Origin of the sequence: uncultured Vagococcus sp., assembly GCF_963518325.1 — a bacterium.
Taxonomy (GTDB): domain Bacteria; phylum Bacillota; class Bacilli; order Lactobacillales; family Vagococcaceae; genus Vagococcus_D.
On record NZ_CAUQJB010000007.1, the window covers coordinates 124,131 to 138,596 of the forward strand.

Annotated in this window: 16 protein-coding genes and 1 pseudogene; 13 read left to right on the forward strand and 4 right to left on the reverse strand. The window is 36.1% G+C overall.

The features are described 5' to 3' along the window. Positions 1-70 precede the first annotated feature (70 nt). The 7 genes and pseudogenes from RWN13_RS08620 to RWN13_RS08650 all read left to right on the forward strand — a co-directional run bounded on the left by RWN13_RS08620 (position 71) and on the right by RWN13_RS08650 (position 6,969). Positions 71-1,060, forward strand: a complete 990-nt coding sequence (locus tag RWN13_RS08620; RefSeq protein ID WP_314062212.1) for a sugar-binding transcriptional regulator — start codon at positions 71-73, stop codon at positions 1,058-1,060. Between the two features lie 221 nt (positions 1,061-1,281). Further along, entirely contained in the window at positions 1,282-1,962 is a 681-nt protein-coding gene (locus tag RWN13_RS08625) for a fructose-6-phosphate aldolase (RefSeq protein ID WP_314062215.1), read from the forward strand. Between the two features lie 383 nt (positions 1,963-2,345). After that, entirely contained in the window at positions 2,346-2,552 is a 207-nt protein-coding gene (locus tag RWN13_RS08630; protein ID WP_314062217.1) for a DUF4177 domain-containing protein, read from the forward strand. 230 nt (positions 2,553-2,782) lie between these two features. After that, the gene (locus RWN13_RS08635; RefSeq protein ID WP_314062219.1) at positions 2,783-3,070 is read left to right on the forward strand and encodes a hypothetical protein; all 288 of its coding nucleotides are present in this window, start codon (positions 2,783-2,785) and stop codon (positions 3,068-3,070) included. A 218-nt stretch (positions 3,071-3,288) separates the two neighbouring features. Further along, entirely contained in the window at positions 3,289-4,629 is a 1,341-nt protein-coding gene (locus tag RWN13_RS08640) for a PTS transporter subunit EIIC (protein WP_314062220.1), read from the forward strand. Positions 4,630-5,306: 677 nt separating this feature from the next. Further along, positions 5,307-6,601 (forward strand): annotated as a pseudogene (locus RWN13_RS08645) (Y-family DNA polymerase). Further along, the gene (locus tag RWN13_RS08650; protein WP_314062222.1) at positions 6,598-6,969 is read left to right on the forward strand and encodes a hypothetical protein; all 372 of its coding nucleotides are present in this window, start codon (positions 6,598-6,600) and stop codon (positions 6,967-6,969) included. The pseudogene RWN13_RS08645 and the gene RWN13_RS08650 overlap by 4 nt, the downstream one beginning before the upstream one ends. A 54-nt stretch (positions 6,970-7,023) precedes the next feature. Here RWN13_RS08650 and RWN13_RS08655 read toward each other — a convergent pair whose 3' ends face one another. Then, positions 7,024-7,941 carry an aminoglycoside phosphotransferase family protein gene (locus RWN13_RS08655; RefSeq protein WP_314062223.1) on the reverse strand — a complete coding sequence of 306 codons (918 nt, stop codon included), beginning with the start codon at positions 7,939-7,941 and terminating at the stop codon, positions 7,024-7,026. Positions 7,942-8,124: 183 nt separating this feature from the next. Here RWN13_RS08655 and RWN13_RS08660 point away from each other — a divergent pair, with 183 nt between their 5' ends. Then, on the forward strand, positions 8,125-8,550 hold the full coding sequence (locus RWN13_RS08660; RefSeq protein ID WP_314062225.1) for a MerR family transcriptional regulator: 426 nt from the start codon (positions 8,125-8,127) through the stop codon (positions 8,548-8,550). Between the two features lie 72 nt (positions 8,551-8,622). Further along, a complete protein-coding gene (locus tag RWN13_RS08665) occupies positions 8,623-9,474 on the forward strand; it encodes an aldo/keto reductase (protein ID WP_314062227.1) in 852 nt (283 codons plus the stop codon). A gap of 829 nt (positions 9,475-10,303) precedes the next feature. On the opposite strand, the gene RWN13_RS08670 is transcribed toward RWN13_RS08665, so the two are convergent. Continuing rightward, positions 10,304-10,471, reverse strand: coding sequence for a hypothetical protein (locus RWN13_RS08670; RefSeq protein WP_314062230.1), 168 nt, complete (start codon positions 10,469-10,471; stop codon positions 10,304-10,306). A gap of 337 nt (positions 10,472-10,808) precedes the next feature. On the opposite strand from RWN13_RS08670, the gene RWN13_RS08675 reads away from it, so the two are divergent. From RWN13_RS08675 to RWN13_RS08690, 4 genes are all read left to right on the forward strand, one after another. After that, positions 10,809-10,958, forward strand: coding sequence for a hypothetical protein (locus RWN13_RS08675; protein WP_314062233.1), 150 nt, complete (start codon positions 10,809-10,811; stop codon positions 10,956-10,958). A 171-nt stretch (positions 10,959-11,129) separates the two neighbouring features. Continuing rightward, positions 11,130-11,495 (forward strand): hypothetical protein, encoded by a 366-nt coding sequence (locus RWN13_RS08680; protein ID WP_314062236.1) that lies wholly within the window; start codon positions 11,130-11,132, stop codon positions 11,493-11,495. A 201-nt stretch (positions 11,496-11,696) separates the two neighbouring features. Then, positions 11,697-12,800 (forward strand): hypothetical protein, encoded by a 1,104-nt coding sequence (locus RWN13_RS08685; protein WP_314062239.1) that lies wholly within the window; start codon positions 11,697-11,699, stop codon positions 12,798-12,800. 18 nt (positions 12,801-12,818) lie between these two features. Continuing rightward, on the forward strand, positions 12,819-13,574 hold the full coding sequence (locus tag RWN13_RS08690; protein ID WP_314062242.1) for a tyrosine-protein phosphatase: 756 nt from the start codon (positions 12,819-12,821) through the stop codon (positions 13,572-13,574). Positions 13,575-13,664: 90 nt separating this feature from the next. Here RWN13_RS08690 and RWN13_RS08695 read toward each other — a convergent pair whose 3' ends face one another. Both RWN13_RS08695 and RWN13_RS08700 read right to left on the reverse strand, forming a co-directional pair. Beyond that, complete coding sequence (locus tag RWN13_RS08695) at positions 13,665-13,826, reverse strand: hypothetical protein (RefSeq protein WP_314062244.1); 162 nt, start codon at positions 13,824-13,826, stop codon at positions 13,665-13,667. Between the two features lie 108 nt (positions 13,827-13,934). After that, positions 13,935-14,462 carry an N-acetyltransferase gene (locus RWN13_RS08700; RefSeq protein ID WP_314062247.1) on the reverse strand — a complete coding sequence of 176 codons (528 nt, stop codon included), beginning with the start codon at positions 14,460-14,462 and terminating at the stop codon, positions 13,935-13,937. Positions 14,463-14,466: the final 4 nt, after the last annotated feature.

The window sequence follows — 14,466 nt, forward strand, 5'->3', positions numbered from 1 at the left end:
GTAAAAAGGCATGACCATAAAGTTCATACTATGATAGACTAGCAGTGAGAGACTTAAAAGGAGCATCGGAATGAAAGAGGAGAAGATTAAACTACTGGCTCAAGTAGCCTACATGCATTTTGTTGAGGGGAAAAGCCAAAGTGAAATTGGGAAAGAGCTTGGTATTTATCGCACGACTATTAGCCGTATGGTTAAGCAAGCACGCGATGAGGGGATTGTGGAAATTAAAATCAACCACTTTGACACGATTCTTTATTCATTAGAAAGGCATCTTAAAGAGGTTTATGGATTGAAATACATTAAGATTGTCGCTAATAATGAAAGCGATACAGAAGAAATGAAAGATGAGGCCTTAACTACTGAAGCGGCTCAGTTTTTGAAATCGAAGATTGAACCTAAAAATATCATAGGTCTCGCTTGGGGTTCCACTCTTGGAAAAACAATTGCCAAGATGGATACTCGCAAAAATAGCCAAGCCATTTTTGTCCCAATAGTTGGTGGACCCAGTCATATTAATTCCCATTACCATGTGAATACCCTTGTTTATGAATTGGCACGGAAATTTGAAGGAACTAGCTTATTTGTTAATGCCACTGTTGTTCAAGAGAGCAAAGAACTGCAAGAAGGGATTAGTCGGTCCCATTATTTTTCAGATTTACATGATTATTGGCAGCGATTGGATGTTGCAATCGTAGGCATTGGTGGTTCTTTGTACGCCAAAGAAAGTCAATGGCGCGATTTATTAGGACCGGCTGATTACGAAGATTTAAAGCTCAGAGAAGCTGTTGGGGATTGTTGTTGTCGTTTTTTTGATGGGGAAGGGAAAGTCCTAAAAGGTCACTTATATGATCGAACAATTGGCATGAATTTGGATCAGTTGAAAAAAGTTCCAATCGGAATCGGAATTGCTCGATCCAAGAAAAAAGCACGTGGGATTCTCGCTATGTTGAAAAAGGGCTTTATTAATACCTTGGTCACAGATGAAGAAACAGCATTGGAAGTTTTGAAATTGGCGAAAGACCCTTTTTACAGTAAGTACTTCAACCTAAATAATGATTAATGTCAAAAAAGGCGACAAGATCTAAAATCTTGTCGCCTTTTTTATATATTTGCACAATTGTGCATCCAGAGAGAATATCATCTGGATTAGTCACTGATGATGGGATTCGAGGAGGAAGGCCTAACTGGTCGATTGTTTTAACAAAAGTAATTGCTAGAATAAAGCTATGTAACAAATCATATGAAGGAAGGGTCTCTGACTCTTCGGAAAAGAGGTTAATCATGGAATTTATGTTAGATACAGCAAATTTAGCAGCAATTGAACAATTTATGGCGGTTGTGCCTGTAGCAGGTGTGACTTCAAATCCGTCTATTATCAAGAGTGAGGGGAAAATTGATTTTTTTGAGCACATGAAGCAAATTCGGAAACTAATCGGGATGGAGTGCTCTCTTCATGCCCAAGTAGTGTCCCAAACCTATGAGGGGATGTTAGCAGACGCTCATGCTATTTTATCTCAAATTGATGATCAGGTTTATATTAAAGTGCCCGTTAGTGCAGTGGGGTTACAAGTGATTAAAGCGTTGAAAAAACAAGGTGTAAATGTAACGGCTACCGCAATTTATACCAAATTTCAAGGGTATCTGGCGATTGCTGCTAAAGCGGACTATATTGCCCCATATTTCAATCGAATGGAGAACTTAAACAGTGATGCAGCTGAAGCCATTGAAGAAATGAGCCGGGAAATTAGGCGGAGTAATAGTCAGACTAAAATACTTGCTGCAAGCTTTAAGAATGTCAAACAGGTCAATACAGCCCTTGAGTGTGGAGCTCATTCGGCAACAATGGGAGTTAATATTATCAGTCAAGCTTTTGCAGATCCATCTATTCAAAAGGCAGTGGATGATTTTACAAGTGATTGGCAAGCAGTATACGGTGAGACAACGATTTCAACATTAAACTAAGTATAAGTAGAGAGAATATGGAAAAATATTTTCGAATCTATTAACTCATGTTCAAGGCAAAGGAGCCTTAAAAACGCAAGCTGTGACGATAACTAGATTGTGCGCCTTTCATTACTTTAATAAAAAGAAGATCAATAGGTAGTTTTTTCAGTAAAAAGATGATGAATAGTAGGAATAAATAACCACTAAGAATTATTGCGCTTATCAGTTTGATTATGGTTAAAATCACGTTCTTCTTTCCAATCTTGATAGACTTATTTGATATTATTCTATCAATTCAATGTAAATCTAGGGTAAGGCAATATATAACTACAGAAAAAAACTGCTTCAGATTGTTGAATTAACTGTAAAAAGGTACAATTAATCTGAAAGTAGGTGATTTTTTGAAAAAATATATGATCGTTCCAGTTACACCAGATTATAAATTGTCAAAAGCAGAACTGACTGACCACAGAGAAGCGATTTTTCATTACGCTTCCTTAGGATATCGATTTGTTGCGGCTATTCCAACTGAAAGTTTCGGTGGTAATTTGTCGTTAAAAATGGATCTGATTTTTGAAAAAGATGAAAGATTAAGTGACGATGAGTAAATTGTTTGCTTAGTCTTAGAAGAAGTGATATTCAATGAGTTACGTTACCGTTTAATGTCTATTCTAACAGCCCCTTTACAGTTTAATAAAAGAAATCAATACGAGAAGGTATGGTTTGCATATTTTTCCAAACTGTTATAGGGTGAAATTAAGGCTAAGGAATTTGTTGTTATATAATTGTAGTTATTCTAATGCTGATTGATTTCTGACTCTTGAAAGGATGATTGAAAATGCCAAAAGAAGAAAGACTAGAACAATTAAAACAGGACAAAGAACTAAAGCAAATTTTGACTGGTGAAATTAACGAGTACACTTCTCAAGAGGAGAGGGTTGATTTAAATCACTCACAAAATGAGAGCTATCAAGAAAATAAAAAAGAGTCTCAGAAAAATTCCAAGTCCCCATTAGTAGACCCAGAAGAGCAAGAGCCAGCAATGCCTTTGGTAAACTCTGAGGAAGGTCAACCGTTAACTCCTTTGACTGAACCTCATCAATTTCATGAAGAAAAAAAGAGTTAAAAAGAAAAGCTTAATCACTACGATTAAGCTTTTTTATTTTCAAAGCCAATTGATTCTATTTTTTTAAGAATGGGCCTACTTATCTCAGTTGAATAAGATTGTTATTTATTTCATTTGAAGTTGACAGCGTTTACATTCGAATGTACAATAACTCTATCTTTATTGTGAAAACAGTTTTATCGTTGAACATTAATTTTAAATCATGGAGGAGATTGAGTATGGAGAGAATAGAGTCACACATTAAGCGGTGGTTGTTGCCTGTTGCGACTAGCCTCAATAATATTAAAGCCTTTTCGGCTATTCGTGATGCCTTTTTACAAATTTTACCCTTTACCTTAGTTGGATCATTTGCTGTCTGTATCAATAATGTATTTGTATCACCAAAGGGGATTATTGGCCATTTTTTAGTTAAGTTGATTCCTAATGTCGCGGTGGTAGAATCATTATTTGAATCTATTTTAGTGGGAACTATTACAATAATGTCCCTTTTGGTAGTCTTTTTAGTAGGTCGTAACCTGACAAAAGAATATGGTTGTGATGAGTTAAAAGGCGGTTTGACATCGGTGGTTGTGTTTTTCATTTTATATCCACCAATCCTTAGTATTAAAGAAGGAGCCGCCTTTACCACAACTTATTTTGGTGCTCAAGGTTTATTTGTAGCGATTGTTGTTGGTTTAGTAGTTGGATGGTCCTTTAGCCGATTGTCGAAATTTGAAAAGCTAAAAATTAACATGATAGATCAAGTACCACCAGAAGTATTGAACTCTTTTAAGGTGATGATTCCAGTAACGTTTATTTTAGTAGCCGCGGCCACACTAAATTTTTTGTTAACCCTAATCGTACCTGAAGGTCTTAATGGGCTAATCTATGAATTCATACAGGCACCTTTCAGCCGCTTGGGAGCCTCTCCAGTCTCTTTACTACTTGTTGCATTTACTGCTCAACTATTGTGGGCCCTTGGGATTCATGGGACATCTGCAGTATCACCAATCTCTGGAGTGCTGTATGCAGAAGCTAATATGGTTAATATGAATTATGCTTTGGCTAATGGGACAACAGTTGGTAGCCCTTATCCTTATACATGGCTGTCGATTTGGGAACATTATGGATCAGTAGGAGGAAGTGGCAATACCTTGGGGTTGCTGCTAGCTATTTTAATAGTTGCTTCTCGACACTGGTGGCAACGTGAAGACTTTTCACAGGTGGCAAAGCTGTCTTTATTTCCAGGCATCTTCGGCATTAATGAACCCTTACTCTTTGGTTTACCTGTAGTCTTAAATCCGATTTTAATTGTGCCTTTTATTTTAGCACCGCTGGTTAATATGTCCGTCGGGATCTTATCCATTTACCTTAGACTTGTGCCACCAGCCGTTTTAGATGCAGGGTGGACAACCCCTCAACCGATTAAGCAATTTGTGGCGTCAGGTGGCGCATGGCAGGCAATACTTGCACAAATTATTTGTCTGGCTATTTCCACTTTGATATACTTACCTTTTGTGTTGGCTTCAAATAATGCAAATGGTAATGAGCAATCAAGAACAAGATTTGAGAATAGCTAACTACGATTTTTAAGGAGATATTAGTGACTCCAATCATTCGAAGGTAAGTTTGCAACAACTGTTTTCACTTTCGCCCTGTTAACAAAAGTCCCACTACAATAAAATCCTTTACTATTCTTCTAAAAATCCTTCTGAATGATTATCTCCAAAAGGAGGGATTCAGTTTTTGACTTTGATCATTTTACTCAAATAGATTAATTCGCCATTTCTTTTTCTTTTGATAGGTCTTTTGTTTCTTCTTATATTTACCCTTCATTATTAATATAAAAAAAGAGAGGGATTCTTACAGGGGTGAAACATCTTAAACTTAATTTTTAGAAATAAATTACGACGTATACTTTTTTGCTGATAATTGTCGGAATAAACTCTTCCTCCCAAAAAAAATTTTGCTTGGAAAGGAGGAAAAAGGTCTCTCCATGATATCCTATCTGTCCATTAGAAGACCTTTTTTCGCCTTGAGTAAGTCGTTCAAAGCATAGAATAATGGTTTCTAAGAGGTAATCATTTTTGTAGACTTTTGAAATCTACTAATAAACGCAGTTGACTAGTCTAAGGCAGAATACGATTGTTTTTTTATCCCATAATAAAATTAAAATAATGATAATTCAATCAATACACCTTTACAAAAAGAACGTACGTTCGTATAATAGTGATAAGAAGTGGAGGTGAGCAAGGTAATGGCTCAATATTTTAATTATGATATCGAACCTGTTAATGAGACCCTATGCATTGATATGAAGTCTTTTATGCATCGGTTGAGTGTGTAGAGCGTGAACTTGACCCCTTAACAACAATGCTCGTAGTCATGAGTAATGCAGAACAGGTCGGAGGTTTAGTTTTGGCTGCTTCTCCTATGGCGAAAAAAGCACTGGGAATTAGTAATGTCTCGCGTCAATATGAATTACCAGATCATCCAGATTTATATATTGTTCCTCCGAGAATGAATCTCTACATTGAACGTAATATGCAAATCAATAATATTTTTCGCGAATATGTTTCTGACGACGATTTATACATTTATTCGATTGATGAGACTTTTGTTAGAATACAGGCTTCAAAGCGTCTTTTTAGAAAAACGGCCTATGAATTTGCCACGATGTTTAAAGAACGAATTTTAAAGGAGACTGGTTTACATTGCACGATTGGAATTGGATCCAATATGTTACTAAGCAAACTTGCTTTGGATAACGAAGCGAAATACAATACAGATATGATTGCTAACTGGCAATACAAAGATGTTCCTCAAACCGTTTGGAAAATTAAGCAATTGACAGATTTTTGGGGAATCAACACAAAAACAGAAGCGAAACTTTGGAAAATAGGAGTTCAAACCATTGAGGAGTTGGCACACTTTGATTATTTTTCCATGAAAGAGCGAATGGGGGTCATTGGGCAACAATTGATTGCCCACGCTTGGGGAATTGATCGTACGAGACTGGCAGAAAATTACGTGCCCCAAGCGAAAAGTATCGGCAATAGTCAAGTCCTGATGAAAGACTATGTCTACCCTCATGAAATTGAAATTGTCTTAAGAGAAATAATTGAGCAGGTAGCTAGTCGATTGCGTCGCAAACATTATCAAACAACTTGTATCAGTATTTCAATGGGATATTCTCATAACGAGCCGTCTGCTGGTTTTTCGCGGCAACTGACAATTCCTCCAACTAATAATTCCCGTATTCTTTATGAATATGCTCTGGGCCTTTTTAAAAAGCACTATAATGGATGTGCTGTGAGAAATATAGCAGTCAATTTTTCTAAATTAATTGGCGATGGTTTTATTCAGTTGGATTTATTTGATGATCCTGAAGAACAAATAAATAACACTAATCTAGGGTATTTATTGGACGAGATTCGCAATAAGTATGGCTTTGAAGCGATTGTTCATGCAAGTAGTTTAATGGAAGGAGGCACGGCTATTAGACGCAGCAATCTGGTTGGTGGTCATGCTGGCGGGAATGACGGCTTATGATAGAACTCAATCGATATTATCATGATCGCGGTTTAAAAAAATACAGTGGGTTTTACTTGTCCGAGCATTCTTCTGAAATTGAGAGTAGTAAAAAGGTCAGAAGGGCAGTCAATTTAGCTAAGCCACAAATGACCTCTTTAGCCATCCAACAAGTACTTAATCAAGGGATTTTAAAATCCTCACAGGTTTCGATTCAAATTGAAGCTGTTAACGAAGAGGGCTATTACTATGATGATGTCGTTGGTAGAATTGTCGGTTACGATGAATTAGGTATTTATATCAGCAACGAAAAAGTTGGCTACGATGAAATTCGCCACGTGAAAGAGTATCAATTACCAAAATGGAGTGATTTAAGCAAGCTTCAATAAATTCAAATAGAGAGGACGGCCGATTATCTAAAAGGGCTTCCTCTCTATTTGAATTTATTCTATTAAACAATTTTCGCTCTCTAGACATTCCTGAATAAACTGGTAGAGCTGCTGAATGGATGTCATTGTCTTGATGTTTTTATCTTTTAATTCACAAATTTCCATCAGAAGAAAGGCCCCGAACTTATGGATGAGGATCTGGTGACTTAATTCTATTATAAAGGCTTCATTTTGATAGTCTCCAAAGTAGTTATACATCAATTGAGGGTGACAGCCAAAAAGGCCAAAGACCATGTAGGGCCATTCATACGCAACGGGGGCCAAGTGGCTGTCTGCAAAGTCAACTACATATAACTGTTGGTGACTATTAAGAATTAAATTAGCTACTTTAAAGTCACCGTGAACATAAACAGGGTTCTCAAAAGAGAGGCTCTTTAAGAGTTGTCTCCGCTCTTCTTGAAATGAGTCGCTAAAATACTGCCAGCGGTGATTTGCCAAACAATCTTCCATTGTGACTATTGGGATACCAACTGTTCTTAAAGGTTGGTTTAGACTAGTGGTTAGCTTTTTGATAAGTGGTATATAAGTTATCCTTTGCTCCAGTGGTATATCAAAGAGATCTACCCCTTCAACTTGTTCCATGATAATGTAATTAAATTGATAGGCATCTTGAATAACACCTGAGGCAACTAGTTTAGGTGAAAGGATGACGGAATTAGCCTGTGCTAAAGCCGTTTTTTCTATTTCGAAAGCGTTAGTATTTTGAAAGCCAGCTTCTGTTGGTCCGAATAGTTTAATAACTAAGTCATCTACGCGAAAAACTGCATTTGATCCAGGTCTCAGATTTTGAAGGGAAAAAAAAGGCAGTTGATGTCTCTTAAATAGTTCTCTGACTAAGGGCTCAAAGGCTTCTGTATTCTGATAAATAGCTTCCCATGAGTCTATGCCATCAATGATTTTAGTGAAATACACGTATCTGTTTCCTCCTAAAGCGTAATTTTCTTTATATTATATCATGTTTTAGCTGCTATTCTGATAATGATTTGAGAATAACTTGCCATGGAGTACACTTCATGGTTTATACTTAAGGTAGACCCACTTTATGTTGTGTTTAACCATAATCGTTGAAATCGGGTCGATACAAGGAGGAATAAGGTGAACAGTAAAGAAGTCTCTGAGCTATTCGGCATTTCGAAAGATACTATTCGTTATTATGAACGAGTTGGTGTGATTCCGCCGATTAGCCGTGATCACAATGGTTATCGGGTATTCAAAACCAAGGATTTAAATTGGATTTTTTTAGTTAAAAGCCTTCGCAACGCGGGGTTATCTATTGACTCTTTGATTGAATTTGCTGCCTTATCTCAGATGGAGGGGGATGTCAGAAGCCACCAGAAGCAAATTTTGAAAAATCAACTGGAAGAGGTTGAAGCTAAGTTAGCTCAGATGAATAAAGTGCGTGAACTGTTAGTTTATAAAATTGAAACGTATGACGAACATATTGCTCAATTTCAGTCTGGTGAGTTGACAGATAATAAGGTTGAAGAATTATGGAAAAAGATATTTATAGAAAAAAAATAAAGGTTTCCCTTGCTATGGAGTTAACTCTATAGTTTATAGTAAGGGCAGTCATAAGAAATGGAGGCAATAGACATGCAAACAATTAAAATGAATAATGAAATTGAAATTCCTATCCTAGGGTTTGGCACTTTTCAGATAACTGACCCTCAAGAAGCCGAAGAAGCTGTTTACCAAGCAATTAAGGCCGGTTATCGTCACATTGATACAGCGCAATCTTACCTGAATGAAGAAGCTGTTGGGAAAGGGATTAAGAAATCCCAGATTCCTCGTAAAGACCTTTTTTTAACTACTAAGATTTGGGTAGAAAATGTGTCTTATGAGGGCGTAAAAAGATCTTTTGAAGAGTCATTAGAGCGGTTAGGTGTTGATTATGTCGACATGTTGCTTATCCACCAACCTTATAATGACGTTTATGGCGCTTGGAGAGGGATGGAAGAGCTTCAAAGAGAAGGTAAAGCCCGTTCCATCGGAATTTCCAATTTTGCTGTTGATCGAGCCGTAGATTTAGCTGAATTTAACCAAACAACCCCGCAAATTAATCAAATTGAGATTAATCCCTTTAATCAACAAGTTGAAAATATTAAAGCACTGAAAGAGGAAGGCATTGTTCCAGAAGCATGGGCGCCTTTTGCAGAAGGAAAAAATAATATTTTTAAGAATGAGGTGTTATTGGCAATTGGGAAAAAATATCAAAAATCAGTTGCCCAAATCATTAGTCGCTGGTTGATTGAACAAGAGGTGGTGGTTCTTGCCAAATCCGTCAAACCAGAGAGAATGGCAGAAAATTTAGCTGTTTTCGATTTTTCGTTAACGGCTGAAGACAAAGAAGCCATTGCAGGCTTAAATGAAGGTGAAAGTCAATTTTTCTCTCACGCTGATCCAGCTATGATTAAGTGGATGGCCAGTCGTAAGATTGACCTATAAACGACTATACAATAATCAAACACGTCCTTACCTATATATTAGGAAAGGACGTGTTTTTGTGACATTATGGAACCATTCGTAATAATTATTTCCCTAGTCATCCAATCGAACATAAAGAGACTGGCCAGGCACCAACTGGGTAATTGTTTTTTGATTGATACGCAAATAATTATTGACGTGATAGGCAACCGATTGAATAGTCTCATTTTCTCCAACCTAAACCACCCATCTAGTGTCGTTTAGGTTGAAGGAATTATGGCGCAGCCAATTGGCATATTAGAACGTTTGAACTGCCAACAATGATAAGCAACATCTCTATTAAACTTATTTTCGGTGAACAACCGACTGAATTTTGTGGTATGTGTCGCTAAGTATCAGGGCGCAAAAACCTCTTTTTATAAGATTCATGCACCATCACCTAAGCTTTCATCGCAAATGTCGTAATATAAGAAGTCTGATTACGGATGGTCATTTTTCGAATGAATAATTGATTGTTATGGGTTATAGAGCCAAAGTAGACAATATCCGTTTGACCATCATCAAAAAAGAAAAACTGTTGTACTAACTCAATTTTTGAGACCTAACACTTAAGGTCTTCTCCATTTGTAATCAGAGGAAAGGTTTTTAGTGTGTCTGGAAGAATCTTAATTACTTTAATTCTATCGATAGTTCCAACATAATTTGCCAAAGCTTCAAATAAGGGAAGTGTGAACCAGTATCTGATACAACGTTAATTGAGAGGAAGAGGAAAGGGGGGGAGGATGAATCACTGGCTTATTACAAGAGATTTACATCGGAAAGACAGACTAGCTAAAAGGAGAATTGTTAGTTAATCAGAATCATAGTGAATCAATGACATTACGAAGCAAACCAAAGAGGTAAGTAAGGATAAAATAATATAAATCATGCCGTTTTTTTGACACATGGTAAAGGCATAGATGAGGAAAGAAATACCCACGACGAAGAAAAAAACTCTGACAAAATCTATTTTTTTCATAAACTCAGCTCCTGCTGTTAAGTTAGTTTAATTATAACATGATTTATTATTTTGTTTTATTGAAATTTAAGACACAAATTACACTTTTATCTCTTGTTTTCACTGTTATCATTTGTAAAAAATGTTTATAAGCGTTATAGTGAGTATAAATTAAGTTTTAGTTAACAAATAAATGGAAACGCTAACTAAAAATTGCGATTAAGGTCACATTGCGATTAATTTGTTTTTTTTCCGATGAAGCGACACTATTCTAATATTTATTTACTACTTCTGATTGTATACTTAAGTCATGAAGTTGAGACTCACCATCATGCAAGTTTAAAGGGGGGTGAAATTATTGGAACATGAGACAAATGATAAACAAGCAGAGGCATTACTACAAATTGCATCGACAGTTGATAAATTGGAAGACACTCTTGAAAAAATAAAAGAGACTGACAATAAGATGTTGATCTGGTATGAGCAAAAAAAGCCGTCCATGAAATAAAAAAAATCTTGAGTGAGACAATTACTTACAATGACTACGATGAATCTGAATACTTACTTTTTATGAGTGAGTACAATGGCTTTATGAAAACAGGTAGTTATGATCAATTTAGATTGTAATAATATTTTAATTGAGAACAGGTAAAATAAAACAAAAAGAGGAGCTATCATTATGACAAATTATGAAAAAAAAGAAGAAAAAGCATTAGAAAAGATCGTAGATACGATTGTTAAATTAAATGAGACCTTAACCAAACTTGATGAAACTGACAGTAAAGTAAAGAGCTTTATTGAACAAGAAAAAGCTGTTCATGAAATCAAGAAAATAGTTCGTGAAGCTAAAAAAGTCGATAAATTAGAAGAAAAAGAAGTTAAGGGAGATGTCAAAACCCTTGAAAGCATTGAAAAAGAATTTGGTAAATTAGACGAAAGTCTTGCTAAGATGGATGCTTCCGATAATAAAGTAAAAGAATTTATCGAACAAGAAAAAGCACTACATGAAGTAAAAAAATTAGCTCATAATACCAAAAAACTATAACACATTTTTATACAGAATAGACGCATACTATAAGGCCAGCCATCTAAGTCGCTAGAATGTTAAGGGGTGTTGTATAACCACCTGACATTCTGGAAGTTAGATGGCTGTTTTCATATGTTACCAAGGGTAGTAACAAGTAAAATTCTACGAATTTTGCTAGACTTGTTTTTGTGACTAAGACTATAAGGAGTGTGTTGAATAATGAAGCGAAAAGGGTTTTTGGTTATGTTATTTATAGCCTCTTTTTTAAGTGGCTGCCAGACTCAGAATAGAACATCTGTTAAGGAGGTATTGGACAGAGGGACAAATATTGAACCAACACTCTATACGTTGGAAGAACAACGAGACGTCTTAAAAAAATATTCTGAATTTTATTCTTACACCTATTTAGAAAAGGAAGTAGAAAAAGAGTGGGGGACTTATGTTGTACCTGGGCTGATATCGACTGAAACACTGGCATTAGATAAAATCGGGAAAGGCAGTATTAGTAAGACCATGGACCCTCAAGGGGTAACCGTTACAGAAAAATATGTGTTAATCAGTGCTTACAGCCATGATAAAAAAAATAATTCTGTGATTTACGTTTTGGATAAATTTAGTCATAAGTACATAAAAACCGTTGTATTACGTGGGAAACCCCATGTAGGTGGCATTACGTATGATACAAAAGCACAAAATATTTGGGTTTGTTCCATTACGCCAGAGGGGAAGGCAGAAATTGTCTCTATTAGCTTGGAAGACTTAGAAAATTATCAGTTGAGTCCAGATTATGAGCCTGTTTCTTATAATCAAGCAATCACCTTAAAAGAAATCAAACGTGCCTCCTATATTACTTATGCGGAGAACGCCTTATTTGTTGGCTATTTTTCTGATAAACATGAAGGTATCATCGAAAAATTTTTAATGGATGAGACTGGTAAGTTTATTGAAGAAGTCAATCACCGATCAGTTCTAACGACTCAAAAAGCCACAGCTACACCAGATGATATTAATAAAGTGACTCATGGAATTCAAGGAATTACCTTTTATAAAGAATATATGTTGTTATCCCAATCCTATGGACCAAAAAGCTCAAAAATATTTATTTACGAAGATATAGGTGGCGAAGAAATTTTACTTGACAAAGATGCTCTAAAAGTAATTGAAGTTCCAGCATATCTCGAGCAGATTACAGCGGATCAAGGACAGCTTTATAGTATTTTCGAATCTGGAACGAAACGTTATCGAGACGAGGAGGGGATTACTAAAGTAGACCGAGTGCTAAAATTAGATTTGGAGCGTCTCATTAATGTAAAGATGGAATAAAAGAATGGAGTGAATCGAATGACAGAAATACCTAATTTCAGAGACATAGGTAGCAAAAAAATAGGGGATACGGACAAATTAAAAAAACATGTCCTCTTTAGAAGCGGTAGTCTTAGTAAGCTATCTGAAAAAGATCAATTATTTTTAACGGATGACTGCCAATTAAAAACAATAGTTGATTTTCGCAGCGATCAGGAAAAAAACGCAGAGCCTGATGTGGTGCTAACGGGTGTTAACTATGTTCCGATAAACATTTTAGAAAGTGTAACAGAGAATGCTAGTTTAGAAAGCATGATGACAACGACAAGTTCGGCTCAAGAGATGATGGAATCCGTTTATGAAAATTTGGTGACCGCAAAATCGGCTAAAAAAGGCTACCAACTTTTTTTAGAGTTATTACTTGAGGGTCAGGGGCAACCGCTTCTTTTTCACTGTTCAGCCGGTAAAGATCGAACTGGCTTTGCAGCGGCTTTATTATTAACACTTCTTGGAGCATCTAAAACGGATATTTATGCTGACTATTTGCTAACGAATCAACAACGGAGTGCAGTGAATCAGCAAATGATTGACCAAATTAAAGCTACCTACCACTTGTCAGAGACTCAGCTTAAGCAACTAAACTTGATGTTGCAAGTAGATCAGGCTTATCTAGATAAAGCATTCGAAACAATCGATCAGGAATTTGGTAATTTTGATCATTACGTTACCGAAGGATTGAATTTCTCTCATGAAAAAATCACTGATTTACGAAATTTTTACCTCATTTCCGATTAGTGAATAACAGTCTGACACGACTAATAAAGCACTGACAGATGTTTCATTCCTAGGGAAAACATCTGTCAGTGCCCTATTGGTATTAGTCTCTTAGTGAACCAGAGCAAAGTAAATCACATAAAACCAACTTAAAATACCATGAAAGATCGCCCAGGGAATACTGTGCCAGGCCGTATAAGATAAAATCATGGCTAAGGCACAACCAAAACTAATCCCCGTTGAAGCGGCTGTTTTTGAATTTGATTTATTCATCTCGAGTTCCTCCTTCGTATTAAGCTTATTATACAACTATCACGTTAAGGTGCAAAGAAATAACGATTTATTTGATAGTTACTAAACAAAAAAGAGGGATTGGCTTAACTAATTATTAGTCGGTAATTTTTTTGTTAAAATATAATCTGTTTGTTCATCATCTCCCATAAAGAAAGAATGAGAACCCGTTTGAACAAATCCCATTTTGGTGTAAAAAATTTTTGCAGGTCCATTGTGTTCCCAAACACCTAACCAGATAGCCGTTTTCTTTTTTTCTTTTGCCAGTTGAATGGCTTTGGTGATTAAAGATTGGCCTAAGCCACGACGTTTAAATGCTAATCGCACATAGATCCGTTCTACTTCAAGGAAACCCACTGGCATTTCCTCTGTTTGAGCCTCTCCGGTATTAACCTTGAGGTAACCAGCAAGTTGCCGATGATCATATATAAAATAAAATTCTGAATCGTCTCTCGAAAGTTCCGCAGACAATTTTTTTTGATTATAAGCCTCATCTAAGTAAATAGCCATATTTTCAACGGTATTATAGGCGTCAAACGTCTCTTTATATGTTTCGATACTGAGTTTTTGTAGTGGAATTAAATCAGTTAACGTGCAGCGTGTGATGGTAATGGTCATGTCT

Excerpts from the sequence above, each read along its gene's own strand:
- RWN13_RS08620 (WP_314062212.1), top strand. The coding sequence starts at position 71 with ATGAAAGAGGAGAAGATTAAACTACTGGCTCAAGTAGCCTACATGCAT.
- RWN13_RS08625 (WP_314062215.1), top strand. The coding sequence starts at position 1,282 with ATGGAATTTATGTTAGATACAGCAAATTTAGCAGCAATTGAACAATTT.
- RWN13_RS08635 (WP_314062219.1), top strand. The coding sequence starts at position 2,783 with ATGCCAAAAGAAGAAAGACTAGAACAATTAAAACAGGACAAAGAACTA.
- RWN13_RS08640 (WP_314062220.1), top strand. The coding sequence starts at position 3,289 with ATGGAGAGAATAGAGTCACACATTAAGCGGTGGTTGTTGCCTGTTGCG.
- RWN13_RS08650 (WP_314062222.1), top strand. The coding sequence starts at position 6,598 with ATGATAGAACTCAATCGATATTATCATGATCGCGGTTTAAAAAAATAC.
- RWN13_RS08665 (WP_314062227.1), top strand. The coding sequence starts at position 8,623 with ATGCAAACAATTAAAATGAATAATGAAATTGAAATTCCTATCCTAGGG.
- RWN13_RS08670 (WP_314062230.1), bottom strand. The coding sequence starts at position 10,471 with ATGAAAAAAATAGATTTTGTCAGAGTTTTTTTCTTCGTCGTGGGTATT.
- RWN13_RS08680 (WP_314062236.1), top strand. The coding sequence starts at position 11,130 with ATGACAAATTATGAAAAAAAAGAAGAAAAAGCATTAGAAAAGATCGTA.
- RWN13_RS08685 (WP_314062239.1), top strand. The coding sequence starts at position 11,697 with ATGAAGCGAAAAGGGTTTTTGGTTATGTTATTTATAGCCTCTTTTTTA.
- RWN13_RS08690 (WP_314062242.1), top strand. The coding sequence starts at position 12,819 with ATGACAGAAATACCTAATTTCAGAGACATAGGTAGCAAAAAAATAGGG.
- RWN13_RS08695 (WP_314062244.1), bottom strand. The coding sequence starts at position 13,826 with ATGAATAAATCAAATTCAAAAACAGCCGCTTCAACGGGGATTAGTTTT.
- RWN13_RS08700 (WP_314062247.1), bottom strand. The coding sequence starts at position 14,462 with ATGACCATTACCATCACACGCTGCACGTTAACTGATTTAATTCCACTA.